Origin of the sequence: Polaribacter sp., assembly GCF_965660385.1 — a bacterium.
Classification (GTDB): domain Bacteria; phylum Bacteroidota; class Bacteroidia; order Flavobacteriales; family Flavobacteriaceae; genus Polaribacter.
This window is the reverse complement of record NZ_CBFHZT010000028.1, coordinates 1-15,579: the sequence shown is the minus strand read 5'-3', so window position 1 is coordinate 15,579 and position 15,579 is coordinate 1. Positions and strand designations below refer to the sequence as shown.

At 31.5% G+C, this 15,579-nt stretch carries 15 protein-coding genes, 1 tRNA gene, 1 pseudogene and 1 riboswitch; all 17 genes and pseudogenes read right to left on the bottom strand.

All coding sequences use genetic code 11. The features are described 5' to 3' along the window. Nucleotides 1-64 precede the first annotated feature (64 nt). Nucleotides 65-1,396, bottom strand: coding sequence for a TolC family protein (locus tag ACTG3V_RS09770; RefSeq protein WP_439131980.1), 1,332 nt, complete (start codon nucleotides 1,394-1,396; stop codon nucleotides 65-67). Between the two features lie 123 nt (nucleotides 1,397-1,519). After that, nucleotides 1,520-1,729 (bottom strand): hypothetical protein, encoded by a 210-nt coding sequence (locus tag ACTG3V_RS09765; RefSeq protein ID WP_439131979.1) that lies wholly within the window; start codon nucleotides 1,727-1,729, stop codon nucleotides 1,520-1,522. Nucleotides 1,730-1,828: 99 nt separating this feature from the next. Further along, the gene (locus ACTG3V_RS09760) at nucleotides 1,829-2,104 is read right to left on the bottom strand and encodes a hypothetical protein (RefSeq protein WP_439131978.1); all 276 of its coding nucleotides are present in this window, start codon (nucleotides 2,102-2,104) and stop codon (nucleotides 1,829-1,831) included. Nucleotides 2,105-2,347: 243 nt separating this feature from the next. After that, the gene (locus ACTG3V_RS09755) at nucleotides 2,348-2,674 is read right to left on the bottom strand and encodes a nucleotide pyrophosphohydrolase (RefSeq protein ID WP_439131977.1); all 327 of its coding nucleotides are present in this window, start codon (nucleotides 2,672-2,674) and stop codon (nucleotides 2,348-2,350) included. Nucleotides 2,675-2,800: 126 nt separating this feature from the next. Next, nucleotides 2,801-2,874, bottom strand: a tRNA-Asp gene (locus tag ACTG3V_RS09750). 63 nt (nucleotides 2,875-2,937) lie between these two features. Continuing rightward, a complete protein-coding gene (locus ACTG3V_RS09745) occupies nucleotides 2,938-3,858 on the bottom strand; it encodes a DUF58 domain-containing protein (protein ID WP_439131976.1) in 921 nt (306 codons plus the stop codon). Beyond that, the gene (locus ACTG3V_RS09740) at nucleotides 3,855-6,425 is read right to left on the bottom strand and encodes a M1 family metallopeptidase (protein WP_439131975.1); all 2,571 of its coding nucleotides are present in this window, start codon (nucleotides 6,423-6,425) and stop codon (nucleotides 3,855-3,857) included. Before ACTG3V_RS09740 ends, ACTG3V_RS09745 begins: the two co-directional genes overlap by 4 nt. A gap of 7 nt (nucleotides 6,426-6,432) precedes the next feature. Next, nucleotides 6,433-6,780, bottom strand: coding sequence for a gamma-glutamylcyclotransferase family protein (locus ACTG3V_RS09735; protein ID WP_439131974.1), 348 nt, complete (start codon nucleotides 6,778-6,780; stop codon nucleotides 6,433-6,435). 81 nt (nucleotides 6,781-6,861) lie between these two features. Then, a complete protein-coding gene (trxA, locus tag ACTG3V_RS09730) occupies nucleotides 6,862-7,179 on the bottom strand; it encodes a thioredoxin (protein WP_144895515.1) in 318 nt (105 codons plus the stop codon). Between the two features lie 120 nt (nucleotides 7,180-7,299). Continuing rightward, nucleotides 7,300-8,256: a methylenetetrahydrofolate reductase [NAD(P)H] gene (gene metF, locus ACTG3V_RS09725; RefSeq protein WP_439131973.1), complete on the bottom strand. Its 957-nt coding sequence runs from the start codon at nucleotides 8,254-8,256 to the stop codon at nucleotides 7,300-7,302. 328 nt (nucleotides 8,257-8,584) lie between these two features. Continuing rightward, on the bottom strand, nucleotides 8,585-11,371 hold the full coding sequence (gene metH / locus ACTG3V_RS09720; RefSeq protein ID WP_439131972.1) for a methionine synthase: 2,787 nt from the start codon (nucleotides 11,369-11,371) through the stop codon (nucleotides 8,585-8,587). Then, on the bottom strand, nucleotides 11,368-11,727 hold the full coding sequence (locus ACTG3V_RS09715; protein ID WP_439131971.1) for a four helix bundle protein: 360 nt from the start codon (nucleotides 11,725-11,727) through the stop codon (nucleotides 11,368-11,370). The genes metH and ACTG3V_RS09715 overlap by 4 nt, the downstream gene beginning before the upstream one ends. A 68-nt stretch (nucleotides 11,728-11,795) precedes the next feature. After that, entirely contained in the window at nucleotides 11,796-12,791 is a 996-nt protein-coding gene (locus ACTG3V_RS09710) for a homocysteine S-methyltransferase family protein (protein WP_439131970.1), read from the bottom strand. Between the two features lie 77 nt (nucleotides 12,792-12,868). After that, nucleotides 12,869-13,014, bottom strand: a riboswitch (SAM riboswitch). A 62-nt stretch (nucleotides 13,015-13,076) separates the two neighbouring features. Beyond that, a complete protein-coding gene (gene cysM / locus ACTG3V_RS09705) occupies nucleotides 13,077-13,964 on the bottom strand; it encodes a cysteine synthase CysM (protein ID WP_439131969.1) in 888 nt (295 codons plus the stop codon). Nucleotides 13,965-13,968: 4 nt separating this feature from the next. Beyond that, a complete protein-coding gene (gene epsC, locus ACTG3V_RS09700) occupies nucleotides 13,969-14,727 on the bottom strand; it encodes a serine O-acetyltransferase EpsC (protein ID WP_439131968.1) in 759 nt (252 codons plus the stop codon). A gap of 9 nt (nucleotides 14,728-14,736) precedes the next feature. Beyond that, nucleotides 14,737-15,066, bottom strand: coding sequence for a 2Fe-2S iron-sulfur cluster-binding protein (locus ACTG3V_RS09695; protein ID WP_439131967.1), 330 nt, complete (start codon nucleotides 15,064-15,066; stop codon nucleotides 14,737-14,739). 289 nt (nucleotides 15,067-15,355) lie between these two features. Then, nucleotides 15,356-15,579, bottom strand: a pseudogene (locus tag ACTG3V_RS09690) (ferredoxin--NADP(+) reductase); the annotation flags it as partial.

Here is a 15,579-nt window from a genome sequence, read left to right as displayed (position 1 = left end):
AATATAGTTCAAAAAGAAAACCTCACTAAATTAGTGAGGCTTCAAATATTTTTTTAGTGAAAACTTAATCTAAAACCAAATCACCAGCATAAAATTGCAACACTTTAGTTTTAAATACATAATCGTATTTAGAGCGTATTAAGGTTGCTTGTGCATTTACCAAACGTGTTCTTACTTGGTCGAAATCGAACTGTGTCATTGCCCCAAAATTATAACGTTCTTGCGCATTTTTAAATGCTTCTTTTTGAGAAGCCAATGATATTTTTGCAGCTTCATAACTTTTTAATGCTGTTCTTACATCTAAAAAAGCTTGTTCTATAGTTTGTTTTAAAGATACTTTTTCACTTTCTAATCTTAACTGAGAGACTTCTTTATTGATTACAGATTGAGCTACTCTATTTTTAGTTTGAAATCTATTAAAAATCGGAATGCTTACATTAAATCCTGCACCATAACCAAAATTATCACTTAATTGATCAAATAAAGGAGTGTTAGAAAAACCTGTTGGCAAATTTAAATTGTACCCGTAATTTGTAGATAAACCTACAGAAGCAGATACTGAAGGTAAAAATGAAGCTTTAGATATTTCTATACTCAAATCTGCATTTTCAATAGCTAATTTTGCTCTAGCAATTTCTGGCATTCTATCCAAAGATTTATTATAAATCATATTTGAATTATTATAAAACAAATTAGCTGATGGTTGCCCAACATCTACAGGAGCAACATCAAAATTAACCACTGGTACTTGTAATAATTGCGCCAAATTCAATAAGGCTAAATCTAAGGTGTTTTCTTGAGTGATTACAGCTTGCAAATTGGTTGCTGCAGTAGATTGTGTGTTTAGTAAATCTCCTTTAGGAATTACACCAGATTTAAACCTTGCCTCTGCTGCTTCAATTTGAGTTTTACTAATTTCATATTGTACTTTTGCAGCTTCAAGATTTTCTTTTGCAAACAAGATATTTAAATACCCGTTTACTACAAATAGTGAAATATCATTTTCCATTTGTTTTAAATCTAACAAGCTAGATTCTACACCTAATTGTGCCTGTTTATAGATATTGGTATTTCTAAAACCATTAAATACAGCGATACCTGAGCTCGCGCTTAAAGAACCCCCAAAGAAACTTGTATTTACCCTATCTTGTGAAACAGGGTCAAAACCAGTACCAAAGTTTAAATTACCACCAGTGTTCGCATTTAAGTTTGGCAAAAAGTTACCCTTAGCAATATCAACATCTTTTTTAGCCAATTCAAGACTTAATCTATTTTGTTGAATAGAAATATTTTTCTTTAATGCTTCGTCTACACATTCTTTTAGTGTCCATTTTTTTTGAGAAAAGGTAGCTATTGAAGTAAATAAAGCTACAAATACTATAAGTTTAATTTTCAAAACAGGTTTGTTTTTGGTTGATTGTTATTCGTCTTTTTACAAAAGAAGTATCATTTCTTTTGCTATTGTTTATAAGACGATTAAAAGTAAAATATGTTACAACAATTTACTCTTATTGAAATGTTAATTTTTAGCGCGCTTTCGATATCTATAAATGGTAAAGAACAAAATACCAATTAATAGATAAGGAAAAACCATTAAATAAGTAATTCCATTATTAACACCTTCTGCCATAGATACATCTCCATTTTCCACAACTGCTTTACACATAGCGCATTGCGCATTTATCAATTGACCTATACATAGTATCACAAAAAAAACAATTCGTTTCATTATCTAATTTTAATAGTTTTACCTCTGTGCTTATTCATAAAATTTATTATGCACCACCGTTTATTTTTTATAAAGAATAGTTAAAATTTCTGTAATTCTTTAATTGTACTTATTATTCCAGTTCTCCTTTACCCTTTTTTTTATGTAATGAAAAATTCTAAAAAATACTGCAAATAATACAGCCTGAATAAAAATAGCTATCCATTTAAAATTGATATCGAATAGAAGAGAACCAATAAATTGAGCAACTGCAAACATTAAAAATAAAACAGGAATGTACACCAAGAAATATTTCCATAGAGGAATAGAATTCAGATACTCGGTTTCTTCATTTACATTTTTGTTGAGTTTGTTATTGATACTTTTTAAATTCACTATTTTATATTCCTATTCGTTACATACACCCTAAAAATAATATGAGTTATATTTTTAACCAATGAAAACCATCTACTTTCCATTTCTAAAATTTTCATCGGCAATAACTTTAAAATCACCTTTTAAAAAAGCATTATAATTTTTATAAAGCTATACAATAAGTGATAGAATTGTAAAAAGTGAACTGAAATTTTAAAAAATTTAACCAAACCTCAGTTTGTTTCACTTTTGCTTTGAACGGCTTTATTTTAATTTTTCGTTAGTATGATGACGATCATGATCTCTCTTTGTTTTTATGTCTAACTTTTTATTAAAAGCATCTTCTAAATCAATGCCAGTTTGATTAGCCAAACACAAAACCACAAACAACACATCTGCCAACTCTTCCCCTAAATCTTTATTTTTATCAGATTCTTTTTCACTTTGTTCTCCATAACGTCTTGCAATGATTCTAGCTACTTCCCCAACCTCTTCTGTTAATTGAGCCATATTGGTTAATTCATTAAAATAACGAACTCCGTGATTTTTAATCCAAGTATCAACTTGTTGTTGTGCTTTTTGTATGCTCATTTTTTTAAATTAAAATTGTAAACTCTGAATCATCAGATTTAAAAAACTGGTATTTTTTATGCGATATTATACCACAAAGATAAAAAGAAAAAAGCCCTTAACTTAAATTGTTAAGGACTTTTTATGCGGTCTGGACGGGACTCGAACCCGCGACCTCCTGCGTGACAGGCAGGCATTCTAACCAGCTGAACTACCAAACCGTTGCTAATAGCGGGTGCAAATATAACACAGATTTTTATATTTGCAAGCAGAAAACAAAAAAATTATTTAAAATTTTTTCTTTGTAATAAATATGCGGTTAAAATATCTGTGTAACCTTTATTAATATCTACTGGAACATAATCAATCTTATATTGCAAACATTTGTTTTTCAAATCTTTAAAATAACCCAAAGCTAAATCTTTGTATTTTTCTTGCACATTTTCAGCAAACACATTTATTTCGTTTCCTGTTTCTACATCTACAAATTTTTTTGGTGCATTATCAAAATTAAAGTTAAGTTCTGTTTTCGCATCATAAATATGAAACAAAACGACCTCGTGTTTGTTGTATTTTAAATGACGTAAAGCTTCGAACAATGCAGTATCTTCTGCTGTGGTTTGAAACATATCTGTAAATAAAAAAATTAAAGAGCGTCTATGAATTTTCTCTGCTATCTCGTGCAAATATCGATAAGTTTCTGTGGTAGCTGTAGATTCTGATACTAGCAACTGTTCTAATTGATGTAACAACATTTTGCGATGACGTTCGCTTCCTTTTTCTGGTGCATAATATTCGTACTTATCAGCATAAATACTTAAGCCCACTGCGTCTCTTTGTTTTTTTAAAATTTCCATTAAACACGCTGTTGCAACCGCCGAAAATCCAACTTTATTTAAGTTATCTAAAGTTTGTTTTTTTACAATGGGATAATGCATAGATGCAGAATTATCGATAATAATATGGCATCTTAAATTGGTTTCTTCTTCGTATTTTTTGGTGTATAATTTATCGGTTTTCGCAAATAATTTCCAATCTATATGACGTGTACTTTCTCCTTTATTATAAAGTTTATGCTCTGAAAACTCTACTGAAAAACCATGAAACGGACTTTTATGCATACCTGTAATAAAGCCTTCTACCACTTGCTTGGCAAGTAATTCTAAGTTTTTAATTTCTGATGATTTTACTTCAGATACCTTCATTCTTCTCTTTTAATTATTTGTGCTTTTACTAAATTATCTGTAACCTGTAATAATTTGTTTATTAAAACGGGATTATAGTCTGGATTTTCTGATAAAAATTCTTGTAAAATAGTGTATGCTTCTTTTGATGAATAATTTCCAATTGAAGAAGCCAACCATCCTTTAGGGAAAAAAATATCGCCTGTTAATTGCACTTCTTCTAATTTTTTTAATATTGGGCGTAAATGTTTAGATGCTGCTGTTTGACGCAAAGGGTGATGAATATTATTCATAGCAGTTTGCACCCATGATTCATTTTCTCTGTTTTTTTTATCTAAAAGTGACACCATAAAAGTATCTCTAACCGTAGATTTGGACGATAATGAAGGAAGTAACCAATTGAAACGTTTAGATCTGTCTGGATTTGAAATTCTTATTTGTTGTTCCTCTAAAATTTGTGTTGCTAATGGATGTTTAAAAATGGCCAACTTCATAGCTAATTTTGTATAATCGTTTTCGTTTAAAAACAAGTTATCTATAGTTCCTTTTTTACTCCAAAGCGTATAAAGTGTTTTTAGAGATTTTTTGGTATAGCCTTGCTCTACATACAAGTTGTATAGTATTTTTTTTATGTTTTTAGGTGTATCCTCTAACAATGTTTTAATTAAAACTTGCTCTGTAATTGTCACCCAGTCTTCTTGTTGTTTTTCATTTAAAAAATGCCAAAAAATAACATCCATTCTACCACATAAATAACTTAAAATCAATTCATTTTTTTCGTATTTAATAGCTTCTAAATAAAATTTATACACATCTAAAGGAGTAATATTTCCTATCAACATGTTTTCATATAAATTAATGTATTGATAACCTCTGGAAACCTTATTTTTAATATTCCTATACGTATGCACTTGATTTTTGTAAATAGGATAAACTCCATAACCAAAACCGTTCGTATTGTATACTACTTGACTTGGTTTTAAACCTTTTGTAGCGAAAGTAATATCTAACGATTTTCCAATATTGTTTATCTCAATATCTTTTTTAGTGCCTCTTTGATCAATCAATGTAATTTTAAAAGATTGTGGCCATATTTTGTCAGTACCATCTTCTGCTTTTTGATGTAAGACAAACTTGGTAATATTACCATTTTTATTGGTTTCAATTTCCTCATAAAAAATAGGTCTGCTTGACGAATTTACCCAAACATCACTCCATTTTTTGATATTGTCTGTTGATTTTTTATCTAAAATAGCTACGAGTTCGCCCCAATCTGCATTGGAATTTTGATAAGTTTTAATATACTCTCGAATTCCTTCTTGAAACACATCTTCACCCAACAAAAACTCTAACTGACGCATCATAATGGGTGCTTTGTTATAAATAATTCTACCATACAAAGAACCAGCATTTTTAAGATTGTCTAGATTTTGACGAATAGGATTTGTGCCTTTTGTTCTGTCTTCTGAATATGCACTTGGGTAATGACTCATCATAAAACTCAATTTATGATTTATTTTAGGAAACCTAGGATTCACTATTTTATCTGCCATAAAATTAGCAAAGACTTCTTTCATCCATACATCATTAAACCATTTCATGGTAACCAAATCGCCAAACCACATGTGTGAGGTTTCGTGAGCAATTAACTTTGCTCTACGTAATAATTGATTTTGTGTTGCATTTTTATCTAAAAATAAAGAAGATTGCCTGTATTGAATGGCGCCCACATGTTCCATTCCTCCATATTGAAAAGAAGGAATTGCAGCAAAATCCATTTTTTGAAACGGAAACTTTACATCAGTATAACCTTCTAAAAAATCTAATGCATTTTGATGAATTTTATATACCTCTCCCACACTTTCATTTATCTTTTCTTTGTTATTTTCTCGATATAAAAAGCGCATGTCAAAAGCACCTGGATTTTTAGTTTCTTCTGTGAATTTACCTGCTACAAAAGAAAATAAATAAGTACTCATTAAATCAGATTGCTCAAAAACATGAGTATTAAAATCTTCTTTGGTATTTTCTTTAACTTTAAGCACAGCACCTGCTAACACATTCCAATCTTTAGGAGCAGTAATTGTTAAGTTATATTTGGCTTTAATATCTGGCTGATCAAAACAAGGAAACAAAGTACTTGCCCTATCAGGAACTAATAATGTGTATAAAAATTCATCATTTCTATTTAATGATTGTTCTCCTGCATCAAAAATAATTTCAACTGAATTATCCCCTAAATTCAAATTCCTTTTGTCAATGATGATATGTTCTTTCTGATGATTAATTTCAGCATTTTTATCATTTATTACAATTGATTTTAAGTTAGAGGTTTTATCATTAAAATCTAAAACAACATCATTTTTTAAATCATTAATTGTAAAATTGATTGTTAATTTTGATGAAATCGACTTTTCTTTTTCTCTTGGAATTTGAAAGTGTAGATGGTAAACAACATCAAAAATTTGTTGTTTTCTTTTTTTGGCTAATTTATATGAAATTCCGGTTTCTAATTTTAGATCTTTAGTTGTTGTTGTACAAGAAACCAAAATCAAAACACTAACAATACAACTAAATACTTTTTTCATGTTTTCTTCAGAAATTATTAATATCAAAATTGGTATTAATTACATATACGAAACCGTTAACTTTTTGATTATTTTTTATGGTTATCGGAACTATTTTTCTGGTATAAGCTTCAGTTTCAAAACCATCTAAAACCTCCCAATTTCTCTTTAAGTTTTCAGAAACAAACAGAAAACCTTCCACTTTAGCATCAAAATTACTTTTTATCAATCCAGGATATCCTGTTTGTTTTTCCCAATCCTTATCAAATTCAAATCCAAAAAGAGTTGCTTTTATACAATCTCCTCCAATATTTTGTAAGATATGATGATTAGAACACCCTGGTTTTAAGGTACCATACACAAAAAGTTTGTCCATAGGCTATTACAACTAAAATTCTAAAATAAAAAAAGGTTTGACGTTAGCCAAACCTTTTATGTTTTATATATTGTTAAACTATTATAATGCAGCATCAATTTTACCTGTATAAACATTTTTAGGCGCAACACCCACTTGCTTATCTACTACTTCACCATTTTTAAAAATTAGAACAGTTGGTATATTTCTTACACCATATTTCGCAGCAAATTCTTGGTTTGCATCAACATCTACCTTACCTACAATAGCTTTACCATCGTACTCTGTATGAATTTCATCAACAATTGGCCCAACCATTCTGCAAGGTCCACACCAAGCTGCCCAAAAATCTACTAATACTGGTTTGTCTGATTTTAATACTACCTCATCAAAAGTTGCGTCTGTTATTTCTAATGCCATCTATATATTTTTTAATATTATTTTAAATTTTGATAGTCAAAAGTACACTTTTTATTTGCTACTAAATTTTTAAAAAATTGCTTTTTACTATCTATCTATCAATTGTTTTTATGAATAGGTTTAAAACAACTCAGCTGCAATAGCATGAATATTATCACTTTTACCCATTGAATAGTAGTGTAAAACAGGCACACCAGCTGCTAATAATTCTTTAGATTGATTAATAGCAAACTCAATACCTACTTGACGTACATCTTTATTTGTCTTACATTTTTCTACCTCAGCAATTAAATTTTCTGGAATATCGATTCTAAAAACTTGAGGTAATAATTGCAAGTGACGTTTTACTGCAATTGGTTTTATTCCTGGTATAATTGGCACGTTAATTCCGGCTTTTTTTGCAGCCTCAACAAACTCAAAATACTTTTGATTGTCAAAAAACATTTGTGTTACTACATAATCTGCACCAGCATCTACCTTTTCTTTTAAGCGTTTTAAGTCGGTTTGTAGCGATGGTGCTTCTAGGTGTTTCTCTGGATAACCTGCAACTCCGATACAAAAATCTGAGCAATTGTTGGTTTCTACAACATCATGTAAATATTTTCCTTTATTTAAATCATGAATCTGCGCTACCAAATCTTTAGCATAGTGATTACCATCTTTATTTGGCGTAAAATATTTTTGATGACTCATGGCATCACCTCGTAAGGCCATAACATTTTGGATTCCTAAATAATGGCAATCTACTAAAACATACTCAGTTTCTTCTTTTGTAAAACCTCCACACAAAACATGTGGTACAGTATCTACATCATATTTATGTTTTATTGCAGCACAAATCCCGACAGTTCCAGGGCGCATTCTGGTGATTTTTCTATCTAATAAACCATTCCCTTTATCAATATAAACATACTCTTCTCTTGATGTTGTAACATCTATAAATGGCGGTTTGAACTCCATTAAAGGGTCTATGTTGTCATACAATTGTTGAATGCTATTTCCTTTTTTAGGCGGAATAATTTCAAACGAAAACAATGTTTTTCCGTTTGCTTCTTTAATGTGATCTGTAACTTTCATAAGCCTCCCTTAATCCCTCCAAAGGAGGGAAACTGTTGTGGGTATTTTGTATTATTAATTTATTTTATTTGGGCGTTACTTTATCCTGATAGCAATCAGGACCAAGTCGCGCTTTACACTATATCTTTTTATGCTAAGTTTCTTTAGCATCTGTCTTTTCTAAGAACTTTATGAATTTACCCTATAAGATACTGAAACGAGTTCAGCATAAAAAGGATGTCGTTTCAATCGCTAACGCAATTTGTTTGCTAACGTCATTGCGAATGTAATGAAGCAATCTATTATTTAACAAGAGTTTACTTCGTCCTTTGTCCTCGTAATGACTTTTTTACTCCTCCGCCAAATTCGAGTGCAACCATTTTTGTGCTTTCTCTTTTGTAATTCCTTTTCGTTCTGAGTAATCTGTTACCTGATCATCTGTAATTTTACCCAGACCAAAATATTTGGCTTCTTTGTTGGCAAAATAATAACCAGAAACTGCTGCTGCTGGCCACATGGCCAAACTTTCTGTTAAGGTTACTCCTATTTGATTTTCTACATCTAACAAATCCCAAATAGTTTCTTTTTCTAAATGATCTGGACATGCAGGATAACCTGGTGCAGGACGAATACCTTTGTAATTTTCTTTGATTAAATCTTCATTCGTTAAGGCTTCATTAACTGCATATCCCCAATGTTTGGTTCTAATTTGTTTATGTAAATATTCTGCAAAAGCTTCTGCAAAACGATCTGCAATGGCTTGTGCCATAATTGCATTGTAATCGTCTTCTTTTGTTCTGTAACTATCTGCTAGTTCTTGCGCGCCAAAGATACCCACACAAAATGCGCCTATGTAATCTTTTTTATCTGTTTCTTTTGGTGCGATAAAATCTGCTAATGCTAAATTTGGTATGCCTTCTCGTTTTTTTAATTGTTGTCTTAAAGTTCTGAAAACAATCTTGTGATTATGAGATTTTTCGACAACTTCGTTGGCTACTTCTAATGAAACTTTCTTTTCATTAGAACCAATGCTCGAAATGATATTTCTATTCGGTTTTCGTGAAACTTCAATATCATCATCATTGATTGTATTTGCTTCAAACAAACCAAAAATTGCTTTTGGTTTTAGCAATTGTTTAGCAATGATTTCTTTAATCATTTCTTGTGCTTCCTCATACATTATGGTTGCTTGTTCTCCAACAACTTTATCTGTAAGAATATCTGGAAATTTTCCATGCAAATCCCAACTTCTAAAAAACGGACTCCAATCTATAAAAGGTACCAATTCTTTTAAACTCAGTTGTTCTAAAGTTTGAATACCTAATTCTTTTGGTTTTACAATTTCTGAGGTTTCCCAATCGATTTTATATTTACGTTTGCGAGCTTCATCAATAGAAATATATGATTTTTCTTTACCACGCTTTAAAAACTTGGTTCTGAATTCGTCATAATCTTTTTTCAGTTTTGCCGTGTATAAATGGCTTGATTTTTTGTTCAACAAATCACCCACAACAGTTACAGCTCTTGAGGCATCATTTACATGAACCACTGCATTTTTATATTGGGTATCTATCTTAACAGCTGTATGTGCTTTTGAGGTTGTTGCACCACCAATTAATAATGGTAACTCAAAATTTTGACGTTGCATTTCTTTGGCTAAATACACCATTTCATCTAAAGAAGGTGTGATTAAACCACTTAAACCAATGGCATCAACTCGTTCATCAATAGCAGTTTGAATGATTTTTTCTGGTGGAACCATCACACCTAAATCAACAATCTCATAGTTATTACAAGCTAAAACAACACTTACAATATTTTTACCAATATCGTGCACATCTCCTTTAACAGTTGCCATTAATATTTTTCCTACAGGCTCTGATTTGTCAGATTTTGCTGCTTCTATAAATGGGTTTAAATAGGCAACCGCTTTTTTCATCACCCTAGCAGATTTTACTACTTGTGGCAAAAACATTTTTCCTGCTCCAAATAAATCGCCTACCACATTCATACCAATCATTAAATGACCTTCTATAACTTCTATTGGTGCGTCAGCTTCTTGTCTTGCTTGCTCTACATCTTCTATAATAAAAGCATCAATACCTTTTACTAAGGCATGAGTAATTCTGTCTTGTAACGGGTTTTCTCTCCAAGTTAAATCTGCTCCAGCTGCTTTTTTAGAACCTTTTACAGTCTCTGCAAAATCGAGTAAACGTTCTGTAGCATCTTCTCTTCTGTTTAAAATAACATCTTCTACATGTTCTAATAAATCCTTAGGAATATCATCATACACCTCTAACATTGCAGGATTTACAATTCCCATATTCATACCATTTTGAATAGCATGATATAAGAACACAGAGTGCATTGCTTCTCGAACACCATTGTTTCCTCTGAACGAAAATGATACGTTACTTACACCACCACTTACAGAAACATTGGGTAAATTTTCTCTTACCCATTTTGTAGCTTCAATAAAATCGATGGCATTTCTTTTGTGCTCATCCATACCTGTGGCTACAGGAAAAATGTTTAAATCGAAAATTATATCTTCTGAAGGAAAGTTTACTTTGTTAACTAAAATATCATAAGATCTTTTAGCTATTTCAATTCTTCGTTCGTAATTATCTGCTTGTCCAACCTCATCAAAAGCCATTACAATTACTGCTGCTCCATAACGTTTTACTTGTTTGGCTTCCCATATAAATTTTTCTTCGCCCTCTTTTAAAGAAATAGAGTTTACCACACATTTACCTTGCACAACTTGTAAACCTGCTTCTATGATTTCCCACTTAGAGCTGTCAATCATAATAGGAACTCTACAAATGTCTGGTTCTGCTGCAATTAAATTTAGGAAACGAACCATGGCTTCTTTTCCGTCAATCAAACCATCATCAAAATTAATGTCGATAATTTGTGCTCCACCATCTACTTGATGACGTGCAATGTCTAAAGCTTCATCAAATTTTTCTTCTTTAATTAATCGTAAAAATTTACGTGAACCTGCTACATTTGTTCGTTCTCCAACGTTGATAAAATTGCTGTTTTCGTTTAGAACTAAAGGTTCTAAACCTGACAGCTTCATATAACGTTTTTGGTTAATAGTTGTTGGTTGTTGGTTGTTGGTCTTACTCATACTTTTAATTTCTTGTAATAATTAATAAAACCATTTAATAGTTTTTTATTAGAAGTAATTTTTTCTAAAATGCTTTTTAATTGTTCTTCTGATATGTAATCTAAATCGAAAGATAAATATAACTGCGTTTCCACTTCTTGTAAAGATCCCTTTGCTATATATAGAAAATGTATTGTTTCCTTATTTGATTGTCTTCCTATACCTTCAGCTATGTTTGAAGGTACAGAAATAGAGCTTCTCCTAACCTGATTAGTCAAAGCATATAATTCTTCTTTAGGAAAATTCTTAGTTAAAAGATATACTTCTTTCACTAACTTTCTAGAATATTTCCAAACATCCAATTCTGTATAATCCATATTTTATCTAGTTTATAGTTATTAGTTTGTAGTTGATGGTTTTTATTCTGACCAAAAACTAAAAACCATTAACCAACAACTATTCTCGGTTTGTACTTAGCAGCAATATTTGCAATTGCTTTTATATGTTCTGGACTGGTGCCACAGCATCCTCCAATAATATTGATTAAATTTTTCTTTAAATATTCTTCGATTTGCTCACCCATTTCTTCTGGAGTTTCATCATACTCTCCGAATGCATTTGGTAACCCTGCATTTGGGTGTGCAGAAATTGCAAAATCTGTTTTATTGGCTATTGCTTCTAAATGTGGTTGCAAAAGATTTGCTCCTAAAGCACAATTAAATCCTACAGATAAAAGTGGAATATGAGAAACTGAAATTAAAAAAGCTTCTGCAGTTTGCCCTGATAAAGTTCTTCCTGAAGCATCTGTGATTGTTCCACTTAGCATTACAGGAACTTCTATATTTCGTTCTTCTTTTACTTCTTCTATGGCAAACAAAGCTGCTTTTGCATTTAAAGTATCAAACACCGTTTCTACCAATAATAAATCTGCACCACCATCTAACAAAGCTTCTGCTTGTTGCTTGTATGCGATTCTTAATTGATCAAAAGTAACGGCTCTGTATCCAGGATCGTTTACATCTGGAGACATACTTGCAGTTCTGTTAGTTGGCCCCATAGAACCTGCTACGAAACGTGGTTTGTGAGGCTCTTTTGCTGTAAATTCATCAGCAACTTCTTTGGCAATTTTTGCAGATTGGTAGTTTAATTCATACACCAAATCTTCCATTTGATAATCTGCCATTGCAATCGTAGTTCCAGAGAATGTATTGGTTTCTACAATATCAGCACCTACTTCAAAATATTTACCATGAATGGTTTTGATAGCCTCTGGTTGTGTAATTGACAATAGATCGTTATTTCCTTGTAAAGGTGTTGGATAATCTTTAAAACGTTCGCCTCTAAAATCTTCTTCCGTAAATTTATAGGCTTGTAGCATAGTACCCATGGCACCATCTAAGACTAAAATTCTTTCTTGTAAAGCTTTATAAATATTTGACATATTCTAGTATTCTTTAATATGTCATCAGGAAAAGTAAAGTGTTTTCGCTGTTATCTTTCGTATGTAAAATCTATTTAGAAATATCTAAAAGATACTGAAACAAGTTCAGCAAACATTCGTAGAATGTAGCACCTTCTTCTCTAAAGATACTGAAACAAGTTCAGCATTAAAAGGGTTGCCAAGGTCTCACAGGGTCTATTCCCTCAACCTTTCGTGATAACATATTAATAAGTTTATGAACTAAATTCGAGACAAAGTAACGAACTTTTTTTGTGTTTTTATAATTTATTCAAAGATATCTGATGACAGGTATCTGTCTCCTCTATCACAAATAATAGCAACCACAACCCCCTCATCAATTGAATTGGCTATTTTTATAGCTGTAGCAACAGAACCTCCACTGCTCATTCCAGAAAAAATGCCTTCTTCTTTTGCCAAACGAATGGTCATTTCTTTGGCTTCTTCTTCACTAACTTCTAAAACTTGATCTATTTTATTCGCCTTAAAAATTGCGGGTAAATATTCTTCTGGCCATTTTCTAATTCCTGGAATTTTTGCTCCATCTTTAGGTTGTGCACCTATGATTTGAATATTTTTATTTTTCCCTTTTAAAAAATCCGAAACCCCTGTGATGGTTCCTGTAGTTCCCATTGCTGATACAAAATGGGTTACTTGCCCTTCTGTATCTCTCCAAATTTCTGGACCAGTAGTATTATAGTGTGCTTTGGGATTATCGAAATTATCAAACTGATTTAAACGAAAATATCCTTTTTTATATTTTAATTTTAAGGCATGATCTATGGCACCTTCCATACCTTTATCAGAAGGAGTTAAAATTACTTTTGCACCATAAGCACGCATTGTTTTTACACGTTCTATCGTAGAGTTTTCTGGCATTGTAATTACCATATTTACACCTAAAACTTTTGCCATTAACGCCAAAGCAATTCCTGTGTTTCCGCTTGTTGCTTCTACTAAAGTATCACCCTTTTTTATATTTTTTCTTTTGATTGCTTCAGAAATCATATAATAAGCAGCTCTGTCTTTTACACTTCCTCCAGGATTATTTCCTTCTAGTTTTAACAATAAGGTTACACCCTCTTTTTGAAAAATGTTTTGAGCTTCCACCAAAGGTGTGTTTCCAACAAAATCTATGATACTTTTAGTTTTCATCTTTCTATTTTCTCTTTTGAAATATTTTATTTTCTGATTGCACTGTAACCACCGAATTTTCTGATATTGATTCTGTAATACAAACATTAGCGCCTATTACAGAGTTTGCACCTATAACAACATCACCACCTAAAATAGTAGCGTTTGCATAAATTACAACTCCACTTTCTATAGTTGGATGTCTTTTGGTAGAGGCTAAACTTTTCTTTACTTGAATTCCTCCTAGAGTAACACCTTGAAAAATTTGCACATTGTCTTTGATAATCGTGGTTTCTCCAATTACAATTCCTGTGGCATGGTCTATAAAAAAAGAATCACCAATTTCTGCTCCTGGATGAATATCTGTACCTGTTGTGCTATGGGCAAATTCGCTCATCATTCTTGGTAAAATTGGCACTTTTAATTGTAACAATTGATGACTTAAACGATGCACAGCAATAGCATAAAAGCCTGGGTACGCTAAATAAACTTCTTCTAAACTTTTTGATGCTGGGTCATTTTTATGAGCAGCTAAAGCATCTAAATCTAATTTTTCTCTTATTTCTGTAAAATAGCTCTCGTAAACAGCCCAAATTTCTTTACCATCTTCAATGGATAGTCTTTCTAAAATTTTTAAAAAATGTACTTTAGTTTTTACTCCACTTTCAGATAGATGATTGACATCAAACAAATTGTTGATTAATTGTTTGGTAAACGTAGCTACAGCGTCTCGCAAACACATACTGTAGTTTTTAAACGCTACTATAGGTTCTACTTCTTTCATCAATATAAATTATGCTTCTGGAGCTAATTCTACTTCTAATCCGTCTATTTCTGGAGTCATTTGTATTTGACATCCTAATCTGCTGTTGTCTTCTACATAAAATGCTTCTGCTAACATTGCATCTTCATCATCAGACATTTCTGGTAATTCGTGCGCTGATTTTACATAGCACTGACAAGACGCACACATTGCCATTCCTCCACAAACTCCAATTGTACCCTCTTCTGCTAATTCATAAGAACGTACAACTTCCATCAAGTTCATTGCCATATCTGTTGGCGCAACAACATCATGCGTTACACCATTTCTATCTGTTATTTTTATATTGATGTCTTGCATCTTTTTATTTGTTGGACTTTAGTCTTTAGCTATTAATATATTCTTTTTTTCGTTATTGAGTCTACAAAGTTAAGTAATCCTGACAATTTAAGGTTTTAAACTTTCAAGTTTTTAAAATCTGTATCTATGTTATGTTTTTAAATTTGCTATTGACTGTAAGAAAGCGTTTTGTTTCAAACAAGTTTAGCCCAGATTGAAACGACATCCTTTTTTAGATGAGATTCCTGCCTTCGCAGGAATGACAGATAAAAAAGATATAGTGGAAAGCTGGAAATAGCTTCTAAAAAAATTAATTTATAGCTTTTACTACGGCTTTTGGCGCTTCTTTTGTTGTACCATCAAAACCTTGAACTCCACCAACTGTGGTATACTTCATTACATACTTTTTGTCTGGAAAGATTTTTTTGTACGCACTTTGACACATTAATGTTGCTTCATGAAATCCACATAAAATCAGTTTTAATTTTCCTGGATAGGTATTTACATCACCAATTGCGTAAATTCCAGGAATAT